The organism is Olsenella sp. An293 (assembly GCF_002159495.1).
Lineage (GTDB): Bacteria > Actinomycetota > Coriobacteriia > Coriobacteriales > Atopobiaceae > Thermophilibacter.
Genome location: NZ_NFIT01000001.1, coordinates 35,039 through 61,924 on the forward strand (window position 1 = coordinate 35,039; position 26,886 = coordinate 61,924).

Consider the following 26,886-nt stretch of genomic DNA (forward strand, 5'->3'; position numbering starts at 1 on the left):
AGAAAAAGGAGCCCGCAGGCTCCTCCTCCCTAAGTGGGATATGTGACGCTTACGCCGCGCACACGCACTTGACGAGCAGGGGCGAATCCGCGTGATTCTGCTCGTGGGAGGAGAACCACTCGTCAACGTCCTTGAACAGAAGCCCCTTGCTGTCCGCATGGAAGCGGCGCTCGTGGCCGTCCATGATGGCGCGATACTCGCCGCTCATGAACCAGCCGTTGTGACACGCGTCGAGCACCTTGCGCTCGCGCTTGCTCATGTCCTTGATCTTGGTCATGCCTTCCCTCCTTTCGTCTGTATCGTGACGCGATTTTTATACCCAATTTGCCCGCTAACCGAAAGATGCTTGACAGAACGTTTACAACTCCTACATGAGTCGTTAAGACGTCGTTAAGCTGGGGTTTATAAAATGTCTGTCGAGAGACGCATTGTCCCGACGCCTTCACGAGTCGTTCACGGTCGACCGTTCGCGGCAGCATGCCGCAGAGGGTAGAAACGCCCCATCAGACGCTTGGTTTTGTGTCGTGGGGCATGCACGGCGCCGCGCGACGTCACGCTGCTGTCAAACGATACAATCTTGCTATATCGCAGCCGTTCGCAGGAGGTTTCGTGAATCTCAAGCAGCTCGAGTACTTCGTCGCCATCGCCGAGGAGGGCCAGATCACCGCAGCCGCGCGACGTCTGCACATCTCGCAGCCCCCGCTCTCCTACGAGCTCGCCCAGCTCGAGCGCGAGCTCGGCACGCAGCTTGTGCGCCGTGGGCCGCGCGGCGTCACGCTCACCGAGGCGGGCCGGCTCCTGCACGAGCGCGCCGCGCGCATCCTCGCGATGGCGACCGCCACGGCACGCGAGGTCTCGAGCGTGGGAAAGGGGCTCACGGGAACGCTCTGCCTCGCGGTCTGCGACTCCGCCGCCGGACTTGCCCCGGGCACTCGGCTCGCGGAGCTCTCGCGCCTCGCGCCGGAGGTCTCGATCGAGGTGCTCGACGGGAGCGTACCCAAGGTCCTCGAGCTCGTCGCGAGCGGCCTTGCCGAGGTCGGGGTCGTGCGCACGCCCTTCTCCTCCCAGGGGCTGCGCTGCCGATACGCCCCCGCCGAGCCGCTCGTCGCCGTGATGCCCCAGGAGCTCGAGCGCGGCGACGAGCTCGAGGTCAGGCTCACCGAGCTCGCCGACGTCCCGCTCGCCTGCTCGCGACGCGTGGCGGCCCAGCTCGCTCAGACGCCGTTTTGCCTCACCGAGGACGATCGCGCCACATGCGCCTGCTCCGCCGCAGGCCTGGGAGTGGGGCTTGTGCCGCGGTCGCTGCTCTCGACCTGCGACACGGGGGCGTGCTTTATCAAGGTCGTCGCCGAGAAGGACCTGGAGTCGCGCGCCGCCGTCATCTGGAAGGCCGACCGTGCGCTCTCCCCGCTCGCCGAGCGTGCTGTCGCCCTTCTCGGCGAGCTCGCCTAACCCGCTCGTCCGTTCGAGTCCCGCGCGTCGGGGACAGCGCGCGGACCATGACCGGAAGGTCCCGACGCACAGAAACGCCCCCGGGCGGGAAAGGGTCCCGGGGGCTGGGAGGAAGGCTTGCTCGAAGAGGCTACTGCGCGAGGTCGTCTTCGGTCGTGGACGCGGGGGAAGGCTCCGAGTCGCCAGAGCCCTCCTCCATGCCCTCTCGAACGCTCTTGACCGTCTTTCCTAGGGCAGACCCCAGCTTGGGCAGGTTCTTGGGACCAAAGATAACGAGCACGATGAGAAGGATCACCGCCAGCTCGGGAATGCCCATGCCAAGAATCATGCGTGTCGCCTCCAGAAGATCTCGTCACCGTACGAGACCATGGTAGGCCTGCCGCCGGCAATCGTAAAATACATAGTAAAGGGGACTGCCATATAAACGATATATGGCAGTCCCCTCAGACGCGTTCCGTAAGCTGTCGCTACTCGACCTCTGACTGATCAAACACGTGGAAGCCCGCCTTCTCGATGGCCCAGCTCGCCTCCGCCGCGCTCGCCGGGTCGGCGATCTTGAGCGCCAGCACCGCCATGTCGTCGGTGGTGGAGAAGCAGTAGAAGTACTCGATGTCCACGTCGAGGTCGTCGAGCTTCTCGAGCAGGTCGGCAGCGCCGCCCGGGTGGTGCGGGACGGCGATCGCCATGACCTTGGTCTTGATGGCGCGGTAGCCACCGGCCTCGAGGGCCGCGAGCGCGGCGGCCGTGTCGCTGCAGATGATGCGCACGATGCCGTACTCGGTGGTGTCGGCCACGGAGAGGGCCGCCATGTTGATGTTGGCGTCACCGAGGGTGCGGCACAGCGATGCGATGCGGCCGCGCTTGTTCTCGAGGAAAACCGTAATCTGATCGATCATTACTTGATCCCCTTTCGCAGGTCGACGATGCGCTTGGCCTTGCCCTCGCTGCGCGCGATGGTCTTGGGCTCCACGAGCTTGACCTTGACGCCCACGGACAGCGCCGTCTTGAGGCGCGCAGAGATCTCCTTCTGCAGGCGCTCGACGGCGGCGACGGAGTCGAAGGCAAAGTCGGGGTTGACCTCGGCCTTGAGCGTGACCATGTCGAGCGAGCGGTGATCGGTGTCGACCTCGATCTGGTACCAGGAGGAGACCTGGTCGAAGGTCTTCATGACGTCCTCGATCTGGCTCGGGAAGACGTTGACGCCGCGGATGATGAGCATGTCGTCGGTGCGGCCGTGGATGCGGTCGATGCGACGGTGCGTGCAGCCGCAGGCGCACTCCCCCGGCAGGATGCGCGTGATGTCGCGCGTACGGTAGCGCACCACGGGCGACGCCTCGCGGTCGATCGTGGTGAGGACGAGCTCGCCCCACTCGCCGTCGGGCAGGACCTCGCCGGTGTTGGGGTCGATGATCTCCGCGTAGAAGTGATCCTCGGCCAGGTGCAGGCCATCTTGCTCCCAGCACTCGATGGCGACGCCCGGGCCCATGGTCTCGGTGAGGCCGTAGACGTCGAGGACATGGTAGTTGAGCTTGCGCTCGAGGTCGCGACGGAAGTTGTCACTGAAGGGCTCGGCGCCGTGGATGCCCGCGCGCAGATGGAAGTCGCGCGCCGGGTCGATGCCCATCTCGAGGGCGGTGTCGGCGATGTGCATGGCGTAGCTCGGCGTGCAGCAGATGATCGTGGAGCCCATCTCCTTGAGCACGCGGATCTGGCGCTCGGTGTTGCCCGCGGACATGGGGATCGTGGTTGCCCCGGAGTAGAGGCCGCCGTAGTGGGCGCCCAGGCCGCCGGTGAACAGGCCGTAGCCGTAGCAGACGTGCACGACGTCGTCCTTGCCGCCGTTTGCGTACTCGATGCCGCGCGCAAAGCACTCGCCCCAGATGTCGAGGTCGTGCTGGGTGTAGCCGCCCACCGTCGCCACGCCCGTGGTGCCGGAGGACATGTGGATCTCCTTGACCTCGGAAAGGGGCGTGGCGAACATGCCGTAGGGATAGTTGTCGCGCAGGTCCTGCTTGGTCACGAACGGCGCCTTCTGGAGGTCGTCGAGGCTCTTGACGGCATACGGGTCAAAGCCGGCCTCGTCGAAGCTCTTCTTGTAGAACGGCACGTTCTCGTAACACGCGATCACGGTCTTCTTGATGCCCTCGAGCTGGATCTGCTCGATCTGCTCGTGGGGCGCGTGGAGGATCTCCTGCATCTTGCTCGCCCTTTCCTGAAAGCACGCGGACACAGGGATTTTACGGCGTGCGACGTGCGGGAAGGACGCGGGCGGGCGGCGCGTTCGCAAACGGAAACCATGGGAACGCGGGTCACGGACGTGACAGGCGCTTCGCGGCATGCAAAACGTGCCTTCGGTCCATATTGCGATCCCTTCGGATACAAAAGTCGCCTTCGATCCATGCGGATTTGGCCCCTTGGCGGCATCTCCATCAGCATCAGTTCACTATTGATTTAATGATGCAAAGTCATAGAGAGGGCAACGCTTGAGAAGCCGCCAAAACTCATGGATCGAAGCCCGGTTTTGTTTCTGGGCGCCGCGAAATATGGACTGAAGGCAAGAAGTGCAGGCGCCCGCGCCGGTCAGACGCTAGCGAAGCGCCTCGAGGCGCGCGAGCACGGTGCGCGTGGCCCCGATGGCCGCCTCGACGCCGTCCTGGGCGTCGTCGATCTTCTTCTGCACGTAGAGGTCCACGAACGGATTGTCCGCGATCACGTCGAGCGCCGTCGCGATACCGCCCACGTCGACGCACAGGCTCTCGATGGTGCGCACGTCGTCCACCTCGCGCGTGAAGGCGTAGAGGTCCGCGCGGGCCCGCTCGAGCGCCTCGCGAGCGTCACCCAGGCGCGCATGCTTGACCAGGCTCGTGATGAGACCGCCCGCGAGCAGGTCGAAGAGTCCCCAGTTGCTCGCGCTGTCGAGCGCCTCGGACGCCTCCTCGAGACTCTCCAGCGCCCGTCTCCCGGCAAGCACCGCCTCGCGCACCTCTCGCCTCTCGTCTGCCGTCACGACACTCCCCCTTCCCAATGTCCCTCACGACCAGTGTGACAGATGTGGGACGACGAGGCGCGACACACGCCGCTGAGAACGATACCGTTTGCGGACGCGACGCCGCACGGCCGGCTGAAAGCGCAATAATGCGTCTATCTGTGGACAAGAGGAAGGGAACAGCTATGCTTCGAGTCGGTCTTCTCACGAGCGGCGGCGACTGCCAGGCGCTCAACGCCACCATGCGCGGCATCGTCAAGACGCTCTACCGTCAGTCCAAGGAGCCTGTCGAGGTCTACGGCTTCGAGGACGGCTACCAGGGTCTCATCTACGAGCGCTACCGCATGATGGACAACCGCGACTTCTCGGGCCTGCTCACCCGCGGCGGCACCGTCCTCGGCACCAGCCGCACGCCGTTCAAGCTCCTCGACACGCCCGAGGCGGACGGCGTCAACAAGGTCCAGGCCATGAAGGACACCTACGCCAAGCTCAAGCTCGACTGCCTGTTCATGCTCGGCGGCAACGGCTCCACCAAGACGGCCAACCGCCTCTCTCAGGAGGGCCTGAACGTCATCGCGCTGCCCAAAACCATCGACAACGACACCTTTGGCACCGACATGACCTTCGGCTTCACCAGCTCGGTCGAGGTCGCCACCCGCTGCATCGACGAGATCCACACCACTGCCTCGAGCCACGGCCGCGTCTTCGTCATCGAGATCATGGGCCACAAGGTCGGCTGGATCCCCCTCTACGCGGGCGTCGCCGGCGGCGCCGACGTCATCCTCATCCCCGAGATCCCCTATGACATGGACAACGTCGTCCGCGTCATCGAGGAGCGAGACAAGGCCGGCTCGCGCTTCACGATCGTCGTCGTCGCCGAGGGCGCCATCTCCAAGGAGGAGGCCGCGCTCTCCAAGAAGGAGTACAAGAAGCTCGTCGCCGAGCGCACCTCCCCCTCGATCGCCTACGACATCGCCGCCGAGATCGACAAGCGCACCGGACGCGAGATCCGCATCGCCGTCCCCGGCCACACCCAGCGCGGCGGCCAGCCGGACGCACAGGACCGCATCTTCGCGACGCAGTGCGGCGTCGAGGCGGCCCTCGCCTGCCTCAAGGGCAAGTTCGGCGTCATGATCGCCCAGGTCAACGGCAAGATGTGCCGCGTCCCGCTCGAGGAGGTCGCCGGCAAGCTCAAGTACGTCGACCCCAAGAGCGACCTCGTCAAGGAGGCCAAGGCCCTCGGCATCAGCTTCGGAGACGAGTAGGCTGTGCCTCTCGCACAAACGAGCGCCTGCGTGCGGGGTCTCTTTTGAGACCCCGCACCTTTTTTGCGCACCTCTACGAGACGTACGCTCTTCTCGACAGAACCAGCGAGAAGGGGCAGCGTCATGTGCGAGTGGAACCGCAACGTCATCATCCAGGACCTCGTCCTGGCCATCGTCATCAACACGAGCGCGACGATCATCGACGGGGCGCCGTTCGACCACACGTGGTACACCTTCACCTGCGTGGCGCTGGCCACCAACATCATCGGCCAGCTCGTCCTGCCCACCGGCGCCGTCGCCCGCGCGCTCACCGGCTGGGCCGGCGACGCCTCATGGCGCGTCTACGCACAGATCTTCATCGAAAACCTCATCTTCGTGACGATCATCTCGCTCACCGAAGCCTTCGTGCACACGGGCGGCGCCGGCCTCGTCGCGGCGTGGCTCAACTCCTACGTCTGGCTCGTGATCATCGGCTACGCGACGTCGGTCGTCCTCTTCCGCGCGCTCAAGCCGCGCGAGTAATCATCTCTCCCAACATGAGGGCAAAAGGGGCGCGGGCGAGAAAAACCTCGTCCGCGCCCCTCGCCTGTTGGGCCCAAAGCCCGGAAAACTAGTCGTCGAAGCCGGTGAAGACGGGCACTCCCGTGTAGGTGCGCGGCTCCTCCTGGCCGCAGAGCACGCGCCGGGCACCGGCCGCCATGGCCTCGAGCTCGAACTCACCCGGATAGGCCGTGACCGGGGCGATCCACTCGCAGCGCCTGCGGATGTCGGCGACCAGGCCGTCGTTATGGACCATGCCGCCACCGAGCAGGATGCCGTCGACGCGGCCCTCGAGCACGCAGGCCATCTCGCCGATGGTCTTGCAGATCTGGTAGATCATCGCGTCCCAGGCGCGCTTGCAGGCGGCATCCCCCGCTGCCGCGCGCCGGCTCACCTCGAGCGCGTCGGAGGTGCCGAGAAGGTCGACGAAGCCGCCGGTCTTCATGCACAGGGCGCGCGCGTCGCCGGTGGTGTGGCTCTCCAGGTAGCGCAGCAGCTCCACCACGGGCACGGCGCCGCAGCGCGTGGGCGCCATCGGGCCGTCGCCACCGACGATGTCGTTGCCGTCGACCATCTGGCCGCGGTCGTGGGCCGAGACGGAGATGCCCCCGCCGATGTGGCACACGACGAAGCGGCAGTCCTCGTAGCGCCGCCCGAGCGACGCCGCATGGCGGATGGCCGTCTCCTTGAGGTTGAGCGCGTGCAGGTGCACGCGACGGTACACGCCCCTCACGCCGGTCATGCGCGCGAGGTCGCAGAGCTCGTCGGTGTCGGGCGGGTTGACCACGAAGGCGGGCTTGCCGCCGGCCGCCTGGGCAAACTCGCTCGCGAGCTGCGGGCCGAGCTGCGCGGGGTGCTGGATGCCGTTGGCGCCGTCGTGGGAGTGGCGCAGCATGACCTCGTTCACCGCGTAAGTGCCGCCCGGCGTGGGCAGAAGCCCGCCGCCGCGCCCGACGAAGGCGTCGACGCTCGCGAGGTCGACGCCATGGGCGTCGAGCATCTCGAGGATGGTGTCGCGGCGGTAGGGCATCTGCTCGGAGATGCCGCCGAACTGCGCGAGCCTCTCGGCGGAGTGCGCGACGTTCTCGGAGAAGACCTCCGTCTCCCCGTCGAACAGGCCCACCTTGGTGGAGGTGGAGCCGGGGTTGATCACGAGCACGCGATAGTTCTTCTCGGCCATGCTAGCCCTCCAGCGCCTGGGCGCGCACGCAGCTCATCACGACGTTGCCCACGATCTCGGAGACGGGGGCGGAGCGGCTGCAGTCGCACACGATCTTCTTGAAGCCCTGCAGCATCGGGCCGTAGGCGTCGGCGCCGGTGAGGTTCTGGATGATCTTCACGCCGATGTTGCCGACGTCGATGTCGGGCCAGATGAGCAGGTTGGCGCGGCCGGCGACCTCGGATTCGCGGGCCACCTTCTTGGCGGCCACCTTGGGGTTGATCGCGGCGTCGAACTGGAACTCGCCGTCGATCTTGAGGTCGGGGCGACGCTCGTTGGCGATGTCGCGCGCCGCGCGCACCTTGTCCACGAGCTCGTTGTCCATCGAGCCGTCCGTGGAGTGGCTGAGCAGCGCGCAGCGCACGTCCCAGCCGGTCAGCGCCGCCACGGTCTCGCTCGAGGCGATGGCGATCGAGGCGAGCTCCTCGGGCGTGGGGTTCACGCACACGGCCGAGTCGCCGAAGCCGATGAGACCGCCCTCGCCGCCGTCCCAGCCCGGCACGTCGGCGATGCCGCAGGAGCTGATGGTGTCCACGCCGTCGGCCAGGCCCACGATGGCCTGGGCGGCGAGGATGATGTCGCCCGTGGCGCTCGCGATGCCGGCGAACATGACGTCAACGTCGCCGAGCACCTGCATGATCAGGGCGCGCTCCAGCGGGCGCGTCATGCGGCGCGCGACGCCCTTGGCCTTGTACTTGCAGTCGGGGCGCGCGAGATAGCGCTCGGCGCAGGCGGCGTTGCCCGCCTCGTCGGTGACGTCCACGACCTCGACGCCGTCGAGGCTGACGCCGCGCTCCTCGGCGAGGCGCGCGAGCTCGGCGCCGTCGCCCACGAGCACGCACTTGGCGAGGCCGGCCTCGGTGAGCTCGGCCACGGCGCGCATCATGGTGTCGTTGTCGCCCTCGGGGAAGGCGACGCGCATCGGGCGCGCGGCGGCGCGCTCGCGCAGGGTCTCCATCAGGCCCACGGTTTACTCCATCTCTTCCTCGACGCGCTCCACGAGCTCGCCGATGGTCTTCATGGTCATGACCTCGCGGATGGGCACCTCGGCGTCGAGCTCGTTCTCGATCATGGAGGTGAGGGCGATCATCTTCATCGAGCCCTTGCCGAGCTCGGCGAAGGTGGTCTCGGCGGTGACCTCGCCGTCGTACTTGTAGGCGGACTTGGCGAACTCGCAGACCTGCTCGAGGACTTCCTGGCTCATGATGTTTCCTTTCTGTCGGTGGTGATGAGAGGGGACGGTCCCTTTCGTCGTTAGTCGAGCTCGAAGCAGAGCTCCTTGTAACCGGGGCGGTCGATGATCTTGGGGTGGACGCCGACCTTCTCGCCGGCGATGAGGCGGGCGCGGATGTCGGCGGCCTTCTTCTTGGTGATGCCGAAGATCACGTAGGTGTAGGCCGGGCCCTCGTCGAGCTCGACGGCGCCGTAGGCGTACTTGCCGACCTCGCGCAGGTAGGGCTTGTCGTTTTGCGGCCCGGGAAGCGTGAAGTCGATGAGGCGGCCGTGGCCGGAGACCTCGCACCACTCGGTCGCGTGATAGCCGCAGGCGTTGCAGGCCAGGTGGGGCGGGAACTCGATCGCGCCGCACTCGAGGCAGCGACGGCCGTAGAGCTTGCCCTCCTCGAGGCCCTGGTAGAACTTCTTGACGACGGGCTCCATCTGATCAAGCTGCATGGGGTATGCCTCCTTTGTCCTCTCGGCTCTTCTACTCGACGGTGCGCAGGATCTGGCAGCGGACGTTCTGGGAGCCGCCGAAGCCGCGCAGGAACGTGGTGCGGGGCACCTTGGCCATCTGCGTCGCGCCGGCCTCGCCGCGCATCTGCTTGACGGCCTCGTAGATGTCGGCGATGCCGGAGGCGCCGTGCGCGTGGCCGAAGTTGCAGCGGCCTCCGTGCGGGTTGATGGGCTTGTCGCCGTCAAAGGCGGTGCGTCCCTCGATGGCGTACTTCCAGGCCTCTCCGCGCGGGATGTAGCCGCACTCCTCGGCGGAGCAGATCTCGGACGCGAGGAAGAAGTCGTTGCACATGAACAGGTCGACCTCGTCCGGAGAGACGCCGGTGAGCTCGTAGACCTGCTTGGCCGCGATCTCGGTCGCCCAGTGCTCGTTGTGCACGAGGCCCGCCTCCACGGCGGCCGCCCCGGTGCCCAGGACCTCGATCGGGGCGTGCGGCACGCCCATGGCCTTGGCCTTCTCCGTGGGCATGACCACGATGGCGGCGGCGCCGTCGCACTTCTTCTCGAAGCCGGTCACGCGCAGGTACTGGGTGACCTTGGGGTTGTACATGCTCTTGAGGTACTCGTCGGCCGTCTCGAAGCCCATCTCGGCGGCGTCCTGTTCGACGGTGGTCTCGTAGTAGGCCAGCGGGTTGGCCACCGCGCCACGGCGCAGGCTCTTGGTGAGGCCGTTGAGCGCGTCGTCGATCTTGTCGGCGTCGAGGTCGTAGATCATCGAGTACTCGTTGATCCAGTTGTCGAAGGAGACGCCGAAGGCGCCGTCGAGCGGACGGCCGTAAGCGCGGTCGTAGATCTTGTCGAGCGAGGGGATCATGACCTCGAGCGGGAAGTCCTGGCGCACGTGGGAGGGCATGTGCTCGACGGGCAGCGTCGAGGCGAGGTCCACCGCGCCGGAGAGCACCACGTCGTAGGTTCCGGAGGCGACGGCCATCACGGCCTGCTCGAGCGCCACGTAGCCGGTGCAGCAGGCCTCGGAGTGGTGCACCGAGCCCTTGGAGCGCATGCCAAACCAGTCGGCCACCTGCATGTTGGGGGTGATGCAGTCGTTGATCAGATAGGGGTTGGCGGCGCCGTGATAGAAGAAGTCGACGTCGCGCGGCTCGAGGCCCGCGTCGGCGATCGCCTCGAGCGCGGCGTAGCCAAACGCCTCGCCCTCGCCGATCCCCTGGGTCTCGGGGTGGTCCTCGAAGTCCTTGAACGGGGTGCAGCCCACGCCCACGATCGAGACGCTGCGCATGTTCCTGCCAAGCTTGACCATAGCATCACATCCTTTTCCGAAGCATTGCGTACCTTCCATGTCTCGCATGCTATGCCGCATGCCAAATGCCGAGAAGAACCTCTGGGCTCAGGGCGTTCCGCCCTGTGGGACAACTTTGCGTACGGTGTTTCTTTTCGCTGGTGAAAGGTATTGTTCGAGAGGGAGCGGGTCTGCCGCTCGGCGGTCGGAACCTACCGCTGGCGGCGCCGCTCGCCCTTCTCGTCCCGCACGTCCCGCCCGTCCTTCTCGCCCCGCGCGCCCCTTCCGCGGAACGGCGACGCGGGCACGTGACGCGCGTTGGTCTCGTCGAGGAAAAAAGGCGCGTAGAAGAGGCGGTTGAGCACGCCGGCGACGACCTCCGGGGAGACCTCCGGGCGCTCCTCGAGCCAGTACTGGATCACGTTGTGGTGGCCGGCGAGAACGAAGGCGAGGTAGAAATCGCGGTAGGTGTCGGAGCCCTCCACGTCGGAGAGGCGCTCGCGGAAGTGGTCGTGCATGAGGATCGTGGCCTTGTGCACGAACTGCGGGTCGCCGTGCGGGCCGTTGAGCGCCACGATCTTGTCGCGCCGCTCAGCGAGGACCTCCATGCGCCGGATCATCGTGGGCGTGGGGTCGAGCTCGGACTGGCCGAAGCGGGCCTTGAGGGCGTAGCTGTTGATGGAGTGCATGTTGGCCAGCACGTCGGTCTCGAAGGCCTTGACCACGTCGTCGACCGAGCCAAAGCGCCGGTAGAAGGTCGAGCGGGAGATGCCGGCGAGGCGCACGACGTCCGCCACGCGGATGTCGGGGATGTCGGTCGTCTCCATGAGCGTAAAGACCGCGTCCTCGATGCGCGCGTCGACGGGGTCCATCCTGTCGCTGCCTCCCCAGACCGTCATGGTCGCCCTCCCTCTCATTTCCATTATCATGTGTCGCAGAAATCCGTCAGCAGCGCACCGCCGAAAGGAGCCGTGAATGGAGCAGGGCGACCCTTCCACGCAGGCGAGAAGAGACCGCATCCTCGCGGCGCTCCTCTCCGACCGGGGCATCAGGCACCTCGTCGACGAGGCGGCCGACGCCCTCGGCAACCCCATCGTGGTCGTGGACCCGAGCTACCACTACGTCGCGAGCGGCGGCGTGTCCCCGGCGGCCGATGACGACTCCGCCTACGCGCGCGCGATGCGCGAGGAGATGGCCTTCGGCGACATCCTCGAGGACGGCGTGGCCTTCATCGAGGACGACGGCATCAACGAGCGGCTCGCCCGCGCCCGCGGGCCCGTGGTGCGCGACAACGCCAACCTCGCCCTCACCACGATGACGCAAAACGTCATGGTGCACGGCATCTGCCTGGCGCGCGTCATGATGATGGCCCACGAGAGGCCCTTCGCCGAGGGTGACGTCGAGGACTTCTCGCTTTTGTGCAACGTCGTCGGGCAGGAGCTGCAGAAGGGGGAGGTCTTCACCGTGGGCAGCGCCCAGATGGAGTCCTACTTCCTGCGCCGCCTGCTCGAGGACGAGCAGCCCACGCCCCAGGCCACCGCGCGCCGCCTGGCGCTTCTGGGCATCGAGCCGCTGCCCACGCTCTTCGTCGTGGTGGTCCGCGACGCGTCCGACGGCGCCCTCGGCGCTCGGGACGAGGAGAGCCTGCGCGGCCAGCTCCAGCCGATGCTGGTCAAGAGCCTCACGACCTCCTACGGCGGCGACCTCGTGATCGTGGCGAGCCGTGCGGAGGGGCCGATGCTCTCCGCCTACGACCGGCGCCTGCTCGCGCGCGTCGCCAAGGACAACGATGTGCTCGTGGGCGTGAGCAACGCCTTCGACGACATCTGCGACGTGCGCCGTCACCTCGCCCAGGCGCGCTCCGCGATCCACTTTGGCTCCTCCTACACCAAGGTGCTCGACGACACCCACGTCTACAACTACTGCGACTACACCTACATGGAGCTGCTCGACTTAGCCAACGACCGGGTGAACCTGTTCAACTACGTCCATCCCGCGATCTGGGCGCTCTACGACCACGACCAGCGCCACGGCAGCGAGCTGGTGGAGACGCTTTACGCCTACATGCAAAACGGCTGCAGCACCGCGCGCACCGCGCTTCTGCTGTGCCTGCACAAGAACACGCTGCTCTACCGCCTGGGCCGCATCAAGGAGATCTGCGAGAACGACCTCACGTCCGGCGAGGACCTGTTCTTGTTCCACCTCTCCATCCGCGCCCTGATCTACCTGGGCCTGCTCGAGACGCGCACCAAGCCGCGCACGAGCGACGACCTCCGCGCGCACCACAAGTGAGGGCGCGAGGAGGTCGCCCTTCTCGGCCGGATCGTCCGGAACCCGCACGTTTCGAGGAAGCGCGCGGATTCCGGACGCTTTTGTCGAGAAGAACGACCGGAACTCGCACCTCTTCCGGAGACGTGCGGACTCCGGACGCTTTCGCGGTCCAAACCGTCCGGAATCCGCACGCGGGCCAGAGGGGACGACTCCCCCTCTGGCCCGTCTGACTAGCGCTCGATCTTGAGCGTCGGGAACTCCATCTTGGCGTACTTCTCCATCAGCGGCTTGACCTCGTCGAGGTGCGCGAAGAACTCATCGCGCGTCTTGTTGATCTCGTTGAGGTGCTCGGCGCGTGCCTTGTCGTCGTTGCGGTCGCGGATGAGGCCGTTCTCGGCGATCTTGAGGTAGGGACGACCGGTCTCCTCGTTGACGGCGAGGTCGCCGCCGGCGCCGCACACCGCGCACTCCCACGGGAACTCGATGCCGTCCCAGTGCTTGTCGCCGGGGTAGACGAGCGAGCTGTGGCAGTTGGGGCACACGCCGTCATCGGGGTCGCCGAGCCAGGTGCGCTCCTCGACCGGCGTCTGGATGGCCTTGACGATGTTCTCGCCCATCTTGCGGGCGCGGGCGAGCTGGCCGCCCCACTCGACGTCGTCGCCCCAGACGAAGGCATTGCCCGGGCGGCCGTCGCGCTGCGCCATGTAGCGGTCGACGACCTGCAGCGACATCGTGAACATGGTGGCCTGCAGGCTCTCGAGGGCGAGGCTCTGCCAGTCGTGCATGGAGCCGCCCACCGCGATCAGGCCGGCCACGGTGTGCGGGTTCTCCTTCACCGCGCCGATGGCGAGAAGGAACGACAGCTCGTAGGCAAGGAAGCGCTGCGCGAAGCGCGTGTAGACCGAGCTCGGGGTGAGGTCGTAGGTCGGGACGGCGAAGATCACGCCGTGGCAGGTGCGCAGCTCGCTCACGATGGCGTCGACGTCGTCCTTGTTCTTGAGGACGCAGCCGTGATACTCCTTCTGGAGGCCCGCGCCGACCTTGCCCATCTGCATCGTGCAGCCCTCGCAGCCGGTGCACGGCAAGATGTTGTAGTCAAAGAGGTTGATCAGCTCGACCTCGCCGCCGGCCTCCTGGACCGCGCAGAGCGCCTCCTTGGCGAGCGCCTCGCCGTTGCCTCCGTGCCTGCCGGCGCAGATTGCCATGACCTTGAAAGACATGTCCGCTCCTCTCCTCGAGCGTCGGGCGCGGACCCCCGTCCGCGCATTCTGAGGGAATGCTACGGCGGCGCGCGCGGGCGTTCACCGTCTGGGCGAACGACGCTTTTGGTCGTGGCGGGCGCGGCTTCGTGCGCGCGGACAAAGGCGTGACCCCCTCGGGCTCCGGCATGGCAAACAGAGCGCGAGAGGGTCATGTTGCGAGTAGTATCGCACGGCGCCCGACGCGGCGGCATGTTCGCGGGACCAGAGCCTGGCGGGCGGGAGGGGCCGCCTTTGTGCGCACGGGACAAATCCGCGGCGGCGCGCCCTTCTCGGCCGACGAAAAGGGCCGCCTCGGGGGAGGCGGCCCAGGGACGTCACCTGCACGTTGGGGACAGTCCCCAACGTGCTGCTAGCGCTTGCGGATGGGGATCGGGCGCGGCGGGGTGCGCGGCTTGTCGGCGCCGGCCATGATGATGGCCTCCTCGTCGCAGACGCTCACGCACTTGCCGCACTGCGTGCACGCCTTCTGGTCGATAACGTGGATGAAGCGCGGCTTGCCGAGGATGGCCTCGTCCTCGCAGGCGTCGACGCACTCGCCGCAGCCCACGCACTTGGTGGGCAGGATGTGGTAGGTCATGTACGCCTTGCACTCCCCCGCCGGGCAGACCTTCTTGGTGAAGTGCTGCTCGATCTCGTCGCCAAAGGCGTCGAGCGCGGAGAGCACGGTGCGCGCCATCACGCGGCCCATCTCGCAGAGGCTCTGCGTCTCCATGACGGGGCAGAGGTCGCGCAGCAGCGCCACGTCGGAGGCCTTGCCCTTCTTGCGGCAGATGTCGCTCACGATCTGCGCGATCTGGTGCCCGCCCTCGTGGCCGAAGACGCACCGGCCGCAGGTCTCGTGCCGGTAGAGCTGGCACACCTGGTCGAGCGCGCTCGCCATGCACGACTCCTGGCCGTACACGCGCACGTAGTCGCTGCCGAGCTCGACGGCGGCGTCGGCGTTCGAGGCCGAGAAGAACGCGCCGGTGGGATAACCCACGTAGACCGCCTTGGCGTCGCTCACGCCGGAGGCCGCGACGAGCGCGCCCACGGTCGTGGACGCGGGGAGCTCGACGGGGGCCTGCACGCCCTCGAACCAGGTCCAGCGGGAACCCTCGGCGCCGAGGAGCTCGGAGCCGGCAACGAGGCGCAGCTCAGGGGTGGTGCCGGTGACCTCAGAGGGCAGAGGTTTCTCGCCTGCCAGCACGCAGGCGCACGCGGTGTCGTTGGCGTAGACAAAGCCGAGGGACGCGTCGGCCTCGACCACGCGCGCGGCGTCGCCGAGAAGCTCGCGCAGGCGCGCGGCGAGCTCGGGCTCCGAGGACGGCACGAGCACCGCCACCTCTCCCCCGAGGCCGGCGATCCTCTCTGCCGCGCCCTCGACGTCGGCCTTCAGGAGGTGAAGGGAGACGGGCGCCGCCGCGTAGGTCGGCATGAAGCTCACAATAGTCGTCATTTCTCGCTCCCTTCCTAGTACTCGTTCCACAGGCGCGGGGTGGTGAGGGTCAGGCGCAGATCGCACTGCAGGCAGCGCGACGCCTCGCAGCGGGCCTCGTCCTCGGTGAACGGGCACTCGAAGACGTCGAAGGTGTGCGCGCGCTCCTCGGCCGGCGCGATCTTGGGCTCGACGCGGCCGCCGTAGAAGCCCTCGGGGACCTTGTCCACGCGCTGCTGCGGCATCTCGGCGTCGAGCAGCTCGGCCGTGATGTCGCCGTCGCCGCCGAGGTGGCGGTCGATCGAGCTCGCGGCCTCGCGGCCCTGCTCGATGGCGGCGATGACGGACTTGGTGCCCGTGACGCAGTCGCCGGCGGCCCAGACGCCCTCGGCGCTCGTGGCGAGCTCGGCGTCGGCCGCGATGTAGGGGCCGTGCGTGAGCTCGAGGCCCATCGCGTCGGTGCCCTCGGGCTTCTGGCCCACGGCAAAGATCACGTGGTCGGCGGGGATCGTGAGCTCGCCGCCCTCGACGAGCTCGGTCACCGCGCGGTGGTTCTCGTCAAAGTAGAAGCGCTCGATCTTGTGAATCGTGACGGAGCCAACGCGGCCGGATCCGGGCTCGGACTCGTTGATGGAGGTGAAGGCGTAGGCGTCGTGGAGCTCCACGCCCTCCTCGGCGGCCTCCTCGCGCTCCTCGGGCGTGGAGGTCATCTTATCGATGGACTCGAGGCAGGCCACGTCGACCTTCTCGGCACCCAGGCGCACGGCCGTGCGGGCGCAGTCGTAGGCCACGTTGCCGCCGCCGAGCACCACCACGCGGCCGGTCACGTCCATCGGCTCGCCGGTGCGGGCCGCCTTGAGGAAGTCGGTGTTGACGTAGACGCCCTCGAGGTCGGAGCCCTCCATCGGAAGGCGGGTGCCCACGTGGGTGCCCACGGCCACGAGCACGGCGTCATAGCCCTCGCCGAGAAGCGCCCTGGGATCGGCCACGCGCTCGCCGCAGCGGATGTCGATGCGCGGCTCGGCGTCGGTGCCCTGGGAGATCTCGCGGATGATGTCGACCTCGTGGTCGACGGTGGCGTCGGGCAGGCGGTAGGCCGGGATGCCGTAGCGCAGCTGCCCGCCGACCTTCTCGTTGGCCTCGAAGACCGTCACCAGGTGGCCCTTCTCGGCGAGGAACAGAGCCGCCGTGAGGCCCGCGGGGCCGGCGCCCACGACGGCCACGCGCTTGCCCGTGAGCGGCTCGTGGCGCACGCGGCTCTTCCACTCGCCGGTGTCGCGCACCGCTGCCGCGCGCTTGAGGCGGCAGACCGAGAGCGGCGCGGTCAGGTCGTTGCGCTTGCACTCGCTCTCGCAGTTGTGGTTGCAGATGGTGCCGAGGGTCTCGGGGAACGGGACCTTCTCGCGCACGACGGCCGTCGCGGCCTCCCACTCGCCGTCGCGGACGTGGCGCAGGTAGCGCGGGATGTCGATGTGCGCCGGGCAGCCAAAGCGGCAGGGCACGACGTCCTCCTCGCGGGAGCGGTCCTCGTGCACGCGGGAGAGCACGTCGATGATCGAGCCCGTGGGGCAGACCTCGATGCACGCGCCGCAGAAGCGGCAGCCCGCCTCCTCGAGCGAGACCGAGCCGTCGGTGCCGATGCGGATGCCCTCCTCGGTGTGCTGGTAGTCCAGGACGCCAACCCCGCGCAGCTCGCGGCAGGCGCGCACGCAGCGGCCGCAGCGGATGCAGCGCGTGAACATGTGGGTGATGAGCGGGTTGGACTCGTCGGTGGCGACGGGGCGGCTCTTCACGCGCCAGCGCGTGGGCGAGACGCCCAGGTACTGGTACATCGACTGCAGCTCGCACTTGCCGTACTTGGGGCAGCCGGTGCAGTCGGTAGGGTGCGTGGCGAGGATGAGCTCCATCGCCATGCGGCGCACGCGGTCGGCGCGCTCGCCGTTGACGTTGACCTGCATGCCCTCGCGCACCTCGGTCTTGCAGGCGCACACGGGCTCCTCCGCGCCGTCGACCTCGACCATGCACAGGCGGCAGCCGCCCACGGCCTCGAGGTCGGGGTGCTTGCAGAGGTGCGGGATGAAGATGCCGGCTTCGAGCGCCGCGTCGAGGACCGACTGGCCCTCGCGTGCCTCGACCTGCTGGCCGTTGATCGTGAGCTTCACATGACCCCCTCTGTCAGATCGTGCCGCGCCGAGAAGGACGCGGGCTCGCGGCTCCCCCCTTCGAAAGTCCGCAAGCCCGCGTCCCTCTCGCCTCTCCGCGGCTTGGGCGCGGGGCCCCGCAGGGCCCCGCGCGTCACGGAACTAGTACTCGAAGAGCTTGGCGGCGGCGTTCTCGCCGGCGATGCGCCCGGAGTTGAGGCAGAAGCCCATGGTGTTGCCCGGGATGCAGTAGTTGTAGGAGTCGCCGTAGATGGTGCAGGCGTCGGTGCCCACGCAGTAGAGGCCGGGGATGACCTTGTAGTCGTCGGTCATGACCTCCATGTTGTGGTTGATCAGCACGCCGCCCAGGGTGCCGTAGGCGCCGATGTACTGCTTGCAGCAGTAGAACGGGCCCTTCTCGAGCGGCTGCATGAACTCGCGCTCCTTCTCGAAGATCTCGTCCCAGCCGCTCTCGCACATCTCGTTGTACTCCTCGACGTTGGCGATGAGGCCTTCGACGTCGATGCCGGCCTTCTCGGCGAGCTCCTCGAGGGTGTCGGCCTGGCAGATGGGCTCGTAGCCGTCGGCGAGGTCGCGCTCCCACTGCTCGTCGAAGCCCTCGTAGAGGTCGTGCGGGTGGACATGGGAGACGATGTCCGGGCCGTCCTTCTTCCAGTGCTTGAGCATCTTGGAGTCAAAGATCGCGTAGGCGACCTTGCCGGGCAGGTGGTTGATCGCGTTGCCCACGAAGGTGGTGTTGAAGATCTCGTCCTCGGGCATGAAGCGCTCGCCCATGCGGTTGCACCAGTAGCAGGGCTGGCGGAAGGCGCCCTCGACGTAGAAGTGGTTCATGTTGTCGGGGATCTGGTACATCATCTCCATGGTGACCGGGGTGTGGCCGGCGCCCACGGAGTGGCACATGTTGATGCCGTCGCCGTCCATGCCGGGGATGGCGAAGGAGAACAGGTTCTTGCCCCACTCGAAGCCCATGGTGTCCTTGATCATCTGGGCGTTGTGGCCAAAGCCGCCGGTGGCGACGATGACCGAGGAGCAGGAGATCTCGTACTCCTCGCCGTTCTTGTCCTTGGCGGTGACGCCCACGACGGCGCCCTCGTCGTTGGTGATGAGGCCGGTGCCGGGGCACTCGAGCATGAACTCGACGCCGAGCTCCTGGGCGTGCTCGGTCATGCGCTTGGTCATCGTGGTCGCGGCGCGCGGGCCGGGCTCGGAGCCGTCCTCGGGCTGGACGACATGCCAGGTGTACTCGCCGTCGGCGTAGGCGCGGGTGCGCTCGCGGGCGCGGAACGCCGGGCGGACGCTGTTGAACTCGACGCCCATGTCCATGAGCCACTGGATGGTGTCGCCGCTCTTGAAGTAGTAGTCGCGCACGAGGCGGGCGTCGACCTGGTAGTGGGTGTAGAACATGTGACGGCGGAAGAGCTCGCCGGGGGTGACCTCGATCATCGAGGCCTTCTGGAGGGGCGAGCCGGCCGCGGCCGGGCCCATGCCCATGTTGGCGGCGCCGCCGGTGTTGGACGCCTTCTCGAGGGTGATGACCCTCGCGCCGCTCTCGGCGGCCGCCACGGACGCGGCGAGGCCGGAGAGGCCGGCCGCGATGACGACGACGTCGGTCTCAAGCTGCTTCATGCGAATCCTCCTCTATCTGCTGCCATGCGTGCCTCTCGGCACCTTCTTGCACGCGTACACCATCGCGCACGGGCGTCTCGCCAACAATGTGCGCGCAACACATATCGGGCCAAAATGTCCCGCGTGGTTTGTGCGCTCGACCCATGCGCTTTTCGACGGTCTCGGGCCTGGCGCCCGGGAGCCCCGCACGGGACGAGAAGACCCGGCCACGTGGTCGCGGCCGGGTCCTAAAGGCAGTTCTTCTGGCCTGCCGACGCGCTAGGCGCGCGGGGGCATCGTGGGCTGGATGAGGTCGCGATAGTAGGCGACGCGGTCCTTGTAGGCCTGGGTCTTCTTCATCTCCGCGAGCTTGCCCTCGTTCTCGGCGATGTCCTTGCCGTGGATCTCCTTGCCGGACTGGATGTCGTGGGCCTTGTGCAGGTCCTCGTCGGCGTAGGTGACCTTCACGACGCCGTCCTCGACCGAGACGGTGCCCTCGAGGCCGCAGACGCAGCAGATGGCGCGGTTCTCGCCGGGGACGAGGTAGAAGTCGTTGCAGTTGCAGTGCGGGCAGATGCCGGGCTTGCCCTGGTAGGTGGCGTGCTCGATGTCCTTGGCGGCGTTGGCCAGGTTGACGCCGATCTGGTGGGCACGCTCGATCAGGGAGTCGTCCATGAGGGCGGTCTTGGACCAGGCGACCCACTCGTTGTCAATGACCTTCCAGCTGGGGGTCATGGCCTGGAGCTGGTGCTCGGACTGGACGTGGGTGCCCCAGTCGGAGCCGCCGATGCCGATGTAGGAGACGACCTTGGGGCTCATGATCGCGGGGTTGGGCACCTCGACGCCCTTGGCGGCGGCGCCGCCCTGGGCAAGGCGGCCCTGGGCGATCTGGGTGCCGATGAAGTTGTTGCCGGTGTCCATGCGGGGCCCGAAGCGGTCCATGATGGTGTGGAAGAGGCCCGACGCGCCGGTCTCGAAGATCGGGTCGACCATGATGACGCCGTCGGCGTTGAACATCTCGAAGGCGAGCCAGTCAAAGTCGTCCTTGTGGACGCACATGTTCTTGGTGCCGCTCATGAGCATCTTGACGCAGGTGATGCAGCCGGTGCAGTGCTTGATGTCAAGGTCCATCGCGCGGATGAACTCGATCTCGCAGCCCTCCTCCTGGCAGGCCTTGAGCACCTCCTTGCAGATGCAGTCGTTGTTGCCGTTCTTGGTGCCAAACGAAACGCCCACGATCTTGGTCATGGCGACCCCTTTCCTCTCCGGCTTGGGTTCCGTTGGGAAAAGCGTATGGGCAAACCCGTTAGGCTGACGTTTGATAAACGCCCAGGCGAGAAGAACGTGTCTGTGCGATTGCACATTGGACGGCTGACGCCGCTGTCAACCCCGTGCGGCATCCGGACGTTCTTCTCGGCCAACTTGACAATATAACCTGACGCGATTGTCAAGTTGACAATATAACCTGACGCCACTGTCAACCGGCGCACGCTACCGGCGCGAGGCCTCGAGGACCTGCGCGGTGAAGGAGAGCGCCAGGCGGTCCTCGCCGTCCTTGAGGTCGACGAAGAAGAGCTCCTTGACCTTGTTCATGCGGTAGAAGTAGGTGTTGCGGTGGACCGAGAGCGCGGCGGCCGCCTCGGCGGGGCTGCCGGGGTGGCGCACGGACATGATGGCGGTCTCGAGGTAGGCCGTGCCGTGCTCCCGGTCGTAGGCGTACATCGCCACCACGCGCTTGTCAAGCATCATGTCGACGCGCTCCCGCGTGCCCGCGACGGCAGCCAGCACGCCAAAGCGGTTCTCCCAGAAGTAGCAGACGCGGCCGCGGGCGCGCGGGTCGGGCACGCGCATGAGCAGCCGGCACTGCTCGAGGCGGGCGCCGGCGCGGTCGACCTCGTCAAAGGGCTCGCTCACGAAGGCGCGCAGGTCGTTGTTCTCGAGCATCGAGGCCAGGGCGGAGTTGGCGGAGAGGCGCCGGACGCAGCGCGCGTAGTCGTCGTAGCCAACGGCCTCGCTCCTGCCCACCGGCACCAGCGCGCACAGGACGCCGTCCTCGATGCACCACAGGCAGCTGCGCACCGCGCGGCCCACCATCGAGCCCACGCGGGCGAGGTAGTCGCGGTCGGCGTCGCGCTGGCCGGAGAACGTGAGCATCGCGTAGGACCCGTCCCGCGGGAGGTGCGTGACCCCAAGCTGGGCGCGCATGGTCTCCTCGTTGACGAAGCCGCCGGTCACGAGGTCGTGCAGGACCGAGGAGCCAAACCCCACGCGCTCGCCGGCGAGGCCGAGGCGGTCGATGAGGATGCCCGCGAGCTGGGAGGCGTAGTCGATGAGCTCGAGGTCGATGCCGGATATCGGGCGGTCCTTCTCCATCACGTCGAAGCGACCCATCTCGAGATGATGGAAGTAGACCATCGAGGTGACCCAGCTTCGGGCGTAGCGCGCGCTGAAGGCGAGGATGGAGTGATGCGAGCGCCGCACGCCCTCGATGATGCCGTCGGCCTCCATGTCGGCGTTGACCATCTCGGAGATGTAGCCCTGCGCGAGGACCTCCTGCGCGTCGAGGGCGTCGACCGGGAACTCGCCGGCAGTGGCGAGCACGCGCTGGTCGGAGTTGAGGACGATCACGGGATTGCCGAGCACCTCCGAGGAGCGGCGCGCGAACTGCGCCACGTCGTAGGAGCCGAGAAACGCGTTGAACATCCGCTCGCGCAGCAGCTCCAGCACCGCGATGCGGGAGGGCAGGTCGAGAAACTGGGCCCGCAGGTCCTCGTAGCAGCTCGGATGGGAGATGAGCACGACATTGCCCGCGGGCGAGGCGTCGGCGGGGATCTTGGGCCCCGCGTGGACGAGCAGAAGCTCGCGCTCGCCCGCGCTGACCCTCCCGTCCGCCCAGTCCTCGAGGCGGCACAGGCGCACGAACAGCATGTCCCCCGGGGTCGTCGAGCCGTACTCGGGGGTGAGCAGGACGTTGGCGTCCAAAAGCTCCGGTCGCGCCGGCCAGAGCGCCCCGCACGCCAGCTCGTTGACGACCGTTCTCAGCTTCATGGCTCCCCCTCCGGACCCGACGGCGGGACGGCCCGCCCGCTCTTCTCGCCCCCATGATAGCAGCGCGTTGTGCTGTTGACCAAGGGCTCTGAGCTGGGCGATGGGCAGCGGTACCGCGCGGGCCCGCCACGGGGCCCCAAAGTTTGTAACCCAGTCCAATGAAGTTCTTGGCCCAAACGCCCACACTCTGGGGCAGGGAAAGCGCCCGCCGGGCACGCCCGGGGGCTCGTCAGAGAGGAGCGCCGCATGGCCGAGAAGAGAGAGGGCATCGTCAAGAAGATGACCTTCGGCGGGGAGGAGTTCGAGGTCCCCTTTGCCAAGGGCAACCCCGGCAAGTCCCGCGAGGAGCTCGAGGAGATCAAGCGCCGCCTGGCCGAGGACCCCGACGCCGGCGACGGCGAGATGGTCGCCACGATGGGGTTTTGCGCCCCCTACCAGCCGCACACCTACATGACCGAGATCCCCGGCGTCATGTGCGAGCGCGACCAGGCCTGCGTCCTGCGCGACGGCACCACCATCTACGCGGACATCTACCGTCCCGCCAACACCACCGAGAAGGTGCCGGTCATCTGCGTCTTTGCCCCGTTTGGCAAGAACCCCTCCGAGGGCATGGACTCCTGGCAGCTCATGGGCGTGCCACCCAAGACGGTCTCCCAGTACGCCAAGTTCGAGGCGCCCGACCCCGGCTACTGGTGCCACTACGGCTACGCCGTGGCCAACGTGGACCCGCGCGGCGTGGGCAACTCCGAGGGCGACGTCTACCTCTGGGGCAGCCAGGACGCCCAGGACGGCTATGACTTCATCGAGTGGGTCACCGCTCAGGAGTGGTGCAACGGAAAGGCCACGATGATCGGCAACTCCGGCGTGTGCATGGCCCACTGGCGCATCGCCGCCACCCGTCCGCCCCACCTCGCGTGCCTGGCGGCCTGGGAGGGCCAGGGCGACCTCTACCGCGAGAGCTACTACTGCGGCGGCATCCCCAACCCCGACTACGAGACCCACATCATCCAGGCGCTCGCGGTCAACAACTACATCGAGGATACGCCGGCGATGGTCGCCCAGTACCCGCTCATGAACGCGTACTACAAGGACAAGATCGTCGACTGGAACAAGATCCGCATCCCCACGTACGTGACGGCCGGCTGGGTCCACCACCACCTGCGCGGCGCCTTCGAGGGCTTCCGCCGCATCCGCTCGCCCAAGAAGTGGATGCGCGCGCACCGCGACTTCGAGTGGCCCGACAGCTACAAGCCCGAGAATCTCGAGGACCTGCGCCGCTTCTTCGACCGCTACTGCAAGGACATCCACAACGGCTGGGAGATGACGCCGCGCGTGCGCATCGACGTCATGGACGGCTATGACTTTGACTACGCCGACCGCCGCCCGGAGGAGTCCTTCCCGCTCAAGCGCACCGAGTACAAGAAGCTCTACCTCAACGCCGCCGACGGCTCCGCGAGCTTTGAGAATCCCGGGCAGGAGGCCGAGGTCGTCTACGACCCCAAGACCGAGACCACGACGTTCACCTATCAGTTCACCGAGGACACCGAGATCACGGGCTTCATGAAGCTGCACCTGAACGTCGAGTGCCGCGGCTACGACAACATGGACCTGTTCCCCTGGGTCATCAAGCTCGACAAGGACGGCAACTACGTGCCGATCCGCGTCATGGGCGCGCCCTTCCGCGGCGCATGGGGGTTCCTGCGCTGCAGCCACCGCGAGCTCGACCCCAAGTACGCGAGCGACTTCCAGCCGGTGCACGCTCACACCAAGGAGGAGCGCATGCAGCCCGGCGAGATCGTGCCGGTGGACGTGGAGATGTACCCGCACTCCCGCTTCTGGCACAAGGGCGAGAAGATCCAGGTGGTCATCGCCGGCCGCTTCATCAAGACCGAGTGGTTCCACGACAACGACATGAACCACAAGACCGACAACGGCGACGGCATGCACGTCATCCACACCGGCGGCGAGCACGACTCCTACCTGCAGATCCCCGTGGTGCCGCCCAAGTACCAGGTCGGCGACTACGTCTACCGCGGCTAACGCGAGGAAAAGGGGCGCTCCCCTCTCCACATACGGCAAACGCGGAAGAGGGGCGGTCCCTCTTCCACAAGCGAAAGGAAGCAAGATGAACGAGTTCCAGGAAGAGGTCGTGGACATCCTCAAGAACAAGGCGGCCGAGATCTTTGGCGTGGACGCCTCCACCCTGTCCGCCGAGACGCGCTTCGTCGACGACCTGCACTGCAAGTCCGTCAACATCGTGCAGTTTGCGTCCGCGCTCGAGGACGAGTACGAGGTCGAGGTCCCCTACATGCAGCTCAACAAGTGCGCGACCTTCGCCGACGCCGCCAAGTTTGTGGATGACGCCCTGTCCATGTAGCACGAACGGCCCGGCAGCGCGGCCCCTCTCGGCCGCCGCCGGGCCCTTTTTCTATCGAAAGGACCTGACATGACGCTTATCGAGAAGCTCGTGGAGGACGCCAAGGCGGCGCCCGCGCGCCGCGTTGCCCTGCCCGAGTGCGAGGCAGCAAAGACCCTGCTCGCCGCCCGTCGCGTGCTCGACGAGGGCGTGGGGACGCCCGTGCTCGTGAGCCCGCGCGAGGTCATCGAGGCCACGGCCGCCGAGGCCGGAGTTGCGCTCGATGGCATGGAGATCGTCGACTCCTCCGACGAGGCGGCCGCCGACGCGCTGGCCGAGCGCTACATGGCCGGCGGCGCCCGCCTGCTCTCCGCCAAGGGCACCCGCCGCAAGATCAAGAGCCCGATGTGGTACGCGATGGTCATGGAGGAGCTCGGCGACGTGGACTGCACCTTCTGCGGCCACACCAACACCACCGGCGACGTCCTCATGGCCGCCCAGACCATCATCGGCCTCAAGGAGGGCGTGGATGTCCCGTCGATCTTCGCACTCGTGGAGACCGAGGGCTTCGAGGGCCCGGAGGGCAACGTCGTCTGCTTCGCCGACTGCGGGCTCAACCCCGAGCCCACGGCCTCCGAGCTCGCCTCCATCGCCATCTCCGCGGCGGACAACGTGGCCGCCATCATGGGCTGGGAGCCGCGCGTGGGCTTCCTCTCGTACTCCACCTGCGGCTCGGGCGCCGGCAGCTCGGTTGACCGCGTGAACGAGGCGATCTCGCTCGTGCACGAGCGCAGGCCCGACATCGCCGCCGACGGCGAGTTCCAGCTCGACGCCGCCATCGACGAGGCCGTCGCCGCCAAGAAGGTGGGTCGCGACTCGGCCGTCGCGGGCCGCGCCAACGTGCTCATCTTCCCCGACCTCAACTCCGCCAACCTCGCGGTGAAGATCGTCCAGCGCTTCGCCCACGGCGCCGCCTACGGTCACACGCTCTCCGGCTTCAAGTGCCCCGTGGCCGACTCCTCCCGCGGAGCCACCGTCGACGAGATCGTCGGCGACATCGCGATGCTCGTCCTCGCCGCCCGCTAGCGCCGACGCCGGGCGAGAGGGACGCGTCCGTTCTTCTCGCCCGCATTTTGTTGTGTCCGCACAAAGACAGGGGCCGCCGCGCCGCGCACAATCGCCGTACGGCGCGCCCGCAGAAAGGAACCGCATGGGCCACAAGATCCTCACGCTCTCCCCCGGCTCCACCTCCACGAAGGTGGCTGTCTTCGACGGGACCGAGGCGCTCTTCCGTCTCAACGTCACCCACCCCGCCGAGGAGATCGCGGCCTTCGACAACGCCGCCGACCAGTTCGAGTACCGCCGCCAGACCATCCTCGACGCCCTCGCCGAGCAGGGCATCGCCCTCGAGGACATCGACGCCTTCTCCGGCTACTGCGGCGCGATGGGCCCCACCGTCGGCGGCATCTTCGCCATCGACGACACGGTCTGCGACCACGTCATGAACGCCGGCGTCAACCACCCCGCCATCCTCGGCGCGCCGCTGCTGCACGCCTTCGCGCAGGCGACCGGCAAGCCCGCCTACGCCGTCAACCAGCCCGACACCGACGAGCTCGTCGACGTGGCGCGCATCACCGGATTTCCCGGCGTCTACCGCAAGAGCCACGTGCACTGCCTCAACCAGAAGGAGTGCGCGATCCGCTGCGCCGCCGAGCTCGGCCTCACCTACGAGGGCGGCTCCTTCATCGTGGCGCACGTGGGAGGCGGCCTCTCCGTCGCCTGCCACAACCACGGCCGCATGGTCGACACCAACGACGTCCTCGAGGGCTCCGGCCCCTTCGCGCCCAACCGCTCCGGCGACGCGCCGCTCAAGCCTGTGGTGAAGCTCGCCTACTCCGGCGCGACCAAGAAGGAGCTCGACGGCGTCATCGGCAAGACCGGCGGCCTGCTCGGGCTGCTCGGCACCGACGACGCGCGCCAGATCACGGCGCGCATCGAGGCCGGCGACGCCTGGGCGGAGGTCGTCTACGACGCGATGGCCTACCAGGTCGCCAAGGCGATCGGCGCCTTCGCCGCGGTCCTCGCCGGCAAGGTCGACGGCATCGTGCTCACCGGCGGCGTCTCCCACGACCCGCGCTTCGTGTCCTACGTGACCGAGCGCGTGGGCTGGATCGCCCCGGTCAAGGTCTACGCCGGCGACTTCGAGATGGACGCGCTCGCCGCGGGCGCCATCCGCGCGCTCGAGGGCACCGAGCCCGTCATGACCTACACCGGCGAGCCCAGCTGGAAGGGTTTCACGATGGACGGCGCCATCGCCGACGTCGAGGGCTAGGAC

25 protein-coding genes are annotated in these 26,886 nt (G+C 67.4%); 8 read left to right on the forward strand and 17 right to left on the reverse strand.

All coding sequences use genetic code 11. The features are described 5' to 3' along the window. Window positions 1-49: 49 nt before the first annotated feature. Window positions 50-277, reverse strand: coding sequence for a hypothetical protein (locus tag B5F85_RS00165; protein WP_087313222.1), 228 nt, complete (start codon window positions 275-277; stop codon window positions 50-52). 332 nt (window positions 278-609) lie between these two features. Here B5F85_RS00165 and B5F85_RS00170 point away from each other — a divergent pair, with 332 nt between their 5' ends. Continuing rightward, window positions 610-1,452, forward strand: a complete 843-nt coding sequence (locus B5F85_RS00170; protein WP_158094533.1) for a LysR family transcriptional regulator — start codon at window positions 610-612, stop codon at window positions 1,450-1,452. 130 nt (window positions 1,453-1,582) lie between these two features. On the opposite strand, the gene tatA is transcribed toward B5F85_RS00170, so the two are convergent. The 4 genes from tatA to B5F85_RS00190 form a co-directional block, all read right to left on the reverse strand. Next, entirely contained in the window at window positions 1,583-1,780 is a 198-nt protein-coding gene (gene tatA / locus B5F85_RS00175) for a twin-arginine translocase TatA/TatE family subunit (protein ID WP_087313226.1), read from the reverse strand. A 139-nt stretch (window positions 1,781-1,919) separates the two neighbouring features. Beyond that, the gene (locus B5F85_RS00180; RefSeq protein ID WP_087313228.1) at window positions 1,920-2,348 is read right to left on the reverse strand and encodes an amino acid-binding protein; all 429 of its coding nucleotides are present in this window, start codon (window positions 2,346-2,348) and stop codon (window positions 1,920-1,922) included. Then, entirely contained in the window at window positions 2,348-3,649 is a 1,302-nt protein-coding gene (locus B5F85_RS00185; protein ID WP_087313230.1) for a phenylacetate--CoA ligase, read from the reverse strand. The genes B5F85_RS00180 and B5F85_RS00185 overlap by 1 nt, the downstream gene beginning before the upstream one ends. Before the next feature lie 390 nt (window positions 3,650-4,039). Then, entirely contained in the window at window positions 4,040-4,459 is a 420-nt protein-coding gene (locus tag B5F85_RS00190) for a hypothetical protein (RefSeq protein ID WP_087313232.1), read from the reverse strand. Window positions 4,460-4,623: 164 nt separating this feature from the next. On the opposite strand from B5F85_RS00190, the gene B5F85_RS00195 reads away from it, so the two are divergent. Both B5F85_RS00195 and B5F85_RS00200 read left to right on the forward strand, forming a co-directional pair. Continuing rightward, complete coding sequence (locus B5F85_RS00195) at window positions 4,624-5,703, forward strand: ATP-dependent 6-phosphofructokinase (protein WP_087313234.1); 1,080 nt, start codon at window positions 4,624-4,626, stop codon at window positions 5,701-5,703. Window positions 5,704-5,826: 123 nt separating this feature from the next. Further along, window positions 5,827-6,225, forward strand: a complete 399-nt coding sequence (locus tag B5F85_RS00200) for a hypothetical protein (protein WP_087313236.1) — start codon at window positions 5,827-5,829, stop codon at window positions 6,223-6,225. 88 nt (window positions 6,226-6,313) lie between these two features. Here B5F85_RS00200 and buk (B5F85_RS00205) read toward each other — a convergent pair whose 3' ends face one another. From buk (B5F85_RS00205) to B5F85_RS00230, 6 genes are all read right to left on the reverse strand, one after another. After that, entirely contained in the window at window positions 6,314-7,423 is a 1,110-nt protein-coding gene (gene buk, locus B5F85_RS00205; protein ID WP_087313238.1) for a butyrate kinase, read from the reverse strand. A 1-nt stretch (window position 7,424) separates the two neighbouring features. Beyond that, on the reverse strand, window positions 7,425-8,420 hold the full coding sequence (locus B5F85_RS00210) for a phosphate acyltransferase (protein ID WP_239386559.1): 996 nt from the start codon (window positions 8,418-8,420) through the stop codon (window positions 7,425-7,427). A 12-nt stretch (window positions 8,421-8,432) separates the two neighbouring features. Beyond that, window positions 8,433-8,666, reverse strand: a complete 234-nt coding sequence (locus B5F85_RS00215; protein WP_087313242.1) for an acyl carrier protein — start codon at window positions 8,664-8,666, stop codon at window positions 8,433-8,435. 50 nt (window positions 8,667-8,716) lie between these two features. Next, window positions 8,717-9,136 (reverse strand): zinc ribbon domain-containing protein, encoded by a 420-nt coding sequence (locus tag B5F85_RS00220; protein WP_087313244.1) that lies wholly within the window; start codon window positions 9,134-9,136, stop codon window positions 8,717-8,719. 31 nt (window positions 9,137-9,167) lie between these two features. After that, a complete protein-coding gene (locus tag B5F85_RS00225) occupies window positions 9,168-10,454 on the reverse strand; it encodes a thiolase family protein (protein WP_087313246.1) in 1,287 nt (428 codons plus the stop codon). Between the two features lie 191 nt (window positions 10,455-10,645). Further along, entirely contained in the window at window positions 10,646-11,332 is a 687-nt protein-coding gene (locus B5F85_RS00230) for a TetR/AcrR family transcriptional regulator (RefSeq protein ID WP_158094534.1), read from the reverse strand. A 76-nt stretch (window positions 11,333-11,408) separates the two neighbouring features. On the opposite strand from B5F85_RS00230, the gene B5F85_RS00235 reads away from it, so the two are divergent. Further along, on the forward strand, window positions 11,409-12,725 hold the full coding sequence (locus B5F85_RS00235) for a helix-turn-helix domain-containing protein (RefSeq protein ID WP_087313248.1): 1,317 nt from the start codon (window positions 11,409-11,411) through the stop codon (window positions 12,723-12,725). Between the two features lie 209 nt (window positions 12,726-12,934). Here B5F85_RS00235 and B5F85_RS00240 read toward each other — a convergent pair whose 3' ends face one another. The 6 genes from B5F85_RS00240 to B5F85_RS00265 form a co-directional block, all read right to left on the reverse strand. Then, a complete protein-coding gene (locus B5F85_RS00240) occupies window positions 12,935-13,924 on the reverse strand; it encodes a flavodoxin family protein (protein WP_087313250.1) in 990 nt (329 codons plus the stop codon). Window positions 13,925-14,315: 391 nt separating this feature from the next. Next, window positions 14,316-15,401: an NADH-ubiquinone oxidoreductase-F iron-sulfur binding region domain-containing protein gene (locus tag B5F85_RS00245; RefSeq protein WP_087313252.1), complete on the reverse strand. Its 1,086-nt coding sequence runs from the start codon at window positions 15,399-15,401 to the stop codon at window positions 14,316-14,318. Between the two features lie 14 nt (window positions 15,402-15,415). Then, window positions 15,416-17,542, reverse strand: coding sequence for an FAD-dependent oxidoreductase (locus tag B5F85_RS00250; protein ID WP_087313254.1), 2,127 nt, complete (start codon window positions 17,540-17,542; stop codon window positions 15,416-15,418). A 141-nt stretch (window positions 17,543-17,683) separates the two neighbouring features. Beyond that, entirely contained in the window at window positions 17,684-19,168 is a 1,485-nt protein-coding gene (locus B5F85_RS00255; protein WP_087313256.1) for an FAD-dependent oxidoreductase, read from the reverse strand. 258 nt (window positions 19,169-19,426) lie between these two features. Continuing rightward, window positions 19,427-20,395: a flavodoxin family protein gene (locus tag B5F85_RS00260; RefSeq protein ID WP_087313258.1), complete on the reverse strand. Its 969-nt coding sequence runs from the start codon at window positions 20,393-20,395 to the stop codon at window positions 19,427-19,429. Between the two features lie 243 nt (window positions 20,396-20,638). Further along, a complete protein-coding gene (locus B5F85_RS00265) occupies window positions 20,639-22,195 on the reverse strand; it encodes a helix-turn-helix domain-containing protein (RefSeq protein ID WP_087313260.1) in 1,557 nt (518 codons plus the stop codon). A gap of 246 nt (window positions 22,196-22,441) precedes the next feature. Here B5F85_RS00265 and B5F85_RS00270 point away from each other — a divergent pair, with 246 nt between their 5' ends. The 4 genes from B5F85_RS00270 (at window position 22,442) to buk (B5F85_RS00285) (ending at window position 26,883) form a co-directional block, all read left to right on the forward strand. Continuing rightward, complete coding sequence (locus B5F85_RS00270) at window positions 22,442-24,235, forward strand: CocE/NonD family hydrolase (protein WP_087313262.1); 1,794 nt, start codon at window positions 22,442-22,444, stop codon at window positions 24,233-24,235. 85 nt (window positions 24,236-24,320) lie between these two features. After that, window positions 24,321-24,572 (forward strand): phosphopantetheine-binding protein, encoded by a 252-nt coding sequence (locus tag B5F85_RS00275; protein ID WP_087313264.1) that lies wholly within the window; start codon window positions 24,321-24,323, stop codon window positions 24,570-24,572. A gap of 69 nt (window positions 24,573-24,641) precedes the next feature. Further along, window positions 24,642-25,637 carry a phosphate acyltransferase gene (locus B5F85_RS00280; RefSeq protein ID WP_087313266.1) on the forward strand — a complete coding sequence of 332 codons (996 nt, stop codon included), beginning with the start codon at window positions 24,642-24,644 and terminating at the stop codon, window positions 25,635-25,637. A gap of 124 nt (window positions 25,638-25,761) precedes the next feature. Then, window positions 25,762-26,883, forward strand: coding sequence for a butyrate kinase (buk, locus tag B5F85_RS00285; protein ID WP_087313268.1), 1,122 nt, complete (start codon window positions 25,762-25,764; stop codon window positions 26,881-26,883). The last annotated feature ends 3 nt before the right edge of the window (window positions 26,884-26,886 follow it).

Excerpts from the sequence above, each read along its gene's own strand:
- B5F85_RS00165 (WP_087313222.1), bottom strand. The coding sequence starts at position 277 with ATGACCAAGATCAAGGACATGAGCAAGCGCGAGCGCAAGGTGCTCGAC.
- tatA (WP_087313226.1), bottom strand. The coding sequence starts at position 1,780 with ATGATTCTTGGCATGGGCATTCCCGAGCTGGCGGTGATCCTTCTCATC.
- B5F85_RS00180 (WP_087313228.1), bottom strand. The coding sequence starts at position 2,348 with ATGATCGATCAGATTACGGTTTTCCTCGAGAACAAGCGCGGCCGCATC.
- B5F85_RS00185 (WP_087313230.1), bottom strand. The coding sequence starts at position 3,649 with ATGCAGGAGATCCTCCACGCGCCCCACGAGCAGATCGAGCAGATCCAG.
- B5F85_RS00195 (WP_087313234.1), top strand. The coding sequence starts at position 4,624 with ATGCTTCGAGTCGGTCTTCTCACGAGCGGCGGCGACTGCCAGGCGCTC.
- B5F85_RS00200 (WP_087313236.1), top strand. The coding sequence starts at position 5,827 with ATGTGCGAGTGGAACCGCAACGTCATCATCCAGGACCTCGTCCTGGCC.
- buk (WP_087313238.1), bottom strand. The coding sequence starts at position 7,423 with ATGGCCGAGAAGAACTATCGCGTGCTCGTGATCAACCCCGGCTCCACC.
- B5F85_RS00210 (WP_239386559.1), bottom strand. The coding sequence starts at position 8,420 with ATGGAGACCCTGCGCGAGCGCGCCGCCGCGCGCCCGATGCGCGTCGCC.
- B5F85_RS00215 (WP_087313242.1), bottom strand. The coding sequence starts at position 8,666 with ATGAGCCAGGAAGTCCTCGAGCAGGTCTGCGAGTTCGCCAAGTCCGCC.
- B5F85_RS00220 (WP_087313244.1), bottom strand. The coding sequence starts at position 9,136 with ATGCAGCTTGATCAGATGGAGCCCGTCGTCAAGAAGTTCTACCAGGGC.
- B5F85_RS00225 (WP_087313246.1), bottom strand. The coding sequence starts at position 10,454 with ATGGTCAAGCTTGGCAGGAACATGCGCAGCGTCTCGATCGTGGGCGTG.
- B5F85_RS00230 (WP_158094534.1), bottom strand. The coding sequence starts at position 11,332 with ATGACGGTCTGGGGAGGCAGCGACAGGATGGACCCCGTCGACGCGCGC.
- B5F85_RS00235 (WP_087313248.1), top strand. The coding sequence starts at position 11,409 with ATGGAGCAGGGCGACCCTTCCACGCAGGCGAGAAGAGACCGCATCCTC.
- B5F85_RS00240 (WP_087313250.1), bottom strand. The coding sequence starts at position 13,924 with ATGTCTTTCAAGGTCATGGCAATCTGCGCCGGCAGGCACGGAGGCAAC.
- B5F85_RS00245 (WP_087313252.1), bottom strand. The coding sequence starts at position 15,401 with ATGACGACTATTGTGAGCTTCATGCCGACCTACGCGGCGGCGCCCGTC.
- B5F85_RS00255 (WP_087313256.1), bottom strand. The coding sequence starts at position 19,168 with ATGAAGCAGCTTGAGACCGACGTCGTCGTCATCGCGGCCGGCCTCTCC.
- B5F85_RS00260 (WP_087313258.1), bottom strand. The coding sequence starts at position 20,395 with ATGACCAAGATCGTGGGCGTTTCGTTTGGCACCAAGAACGGCAACAAC.
- B5F85_RS00265 (WP_087313260.1), bottom strand. The coding sequence starts at position 22,195 with ATGAAGCTGAGAACGGTCGTCAACGAGCTGGCGTGCGGGGCGCTCTGG.
- B5F85_RS00270 (WP_087313262.1), top strand. The coding sequence starts at position 22,442 with ATGGCCGAGAAGAGAGAGGGCATCGTCAAGAAGATGACCTTCGGCGGG.
- B5F85_RS00275 (WP_087313264.1), top strand. The coding sequence starts at position 24,321 with ATGAACGAGTTCCAGGAAGAGGTCGTGGACATCCTCAAGAACAAGGCG.
- B5F85_RS00280 (WP_087313266.1), top strand. The coding sequence starts at position 24,642 with ATGACGCTTATCGAGAAGCTCGTGGAGGACGCCAAGGCGGCGCCCGCG.
- buk (WP_087313268.1), top strand. The coding sequence starts at position 25,762 with ATGGGCCACAAGATCCTCACGCTCTCCCCCGGCTCCACCTCCACGAAG.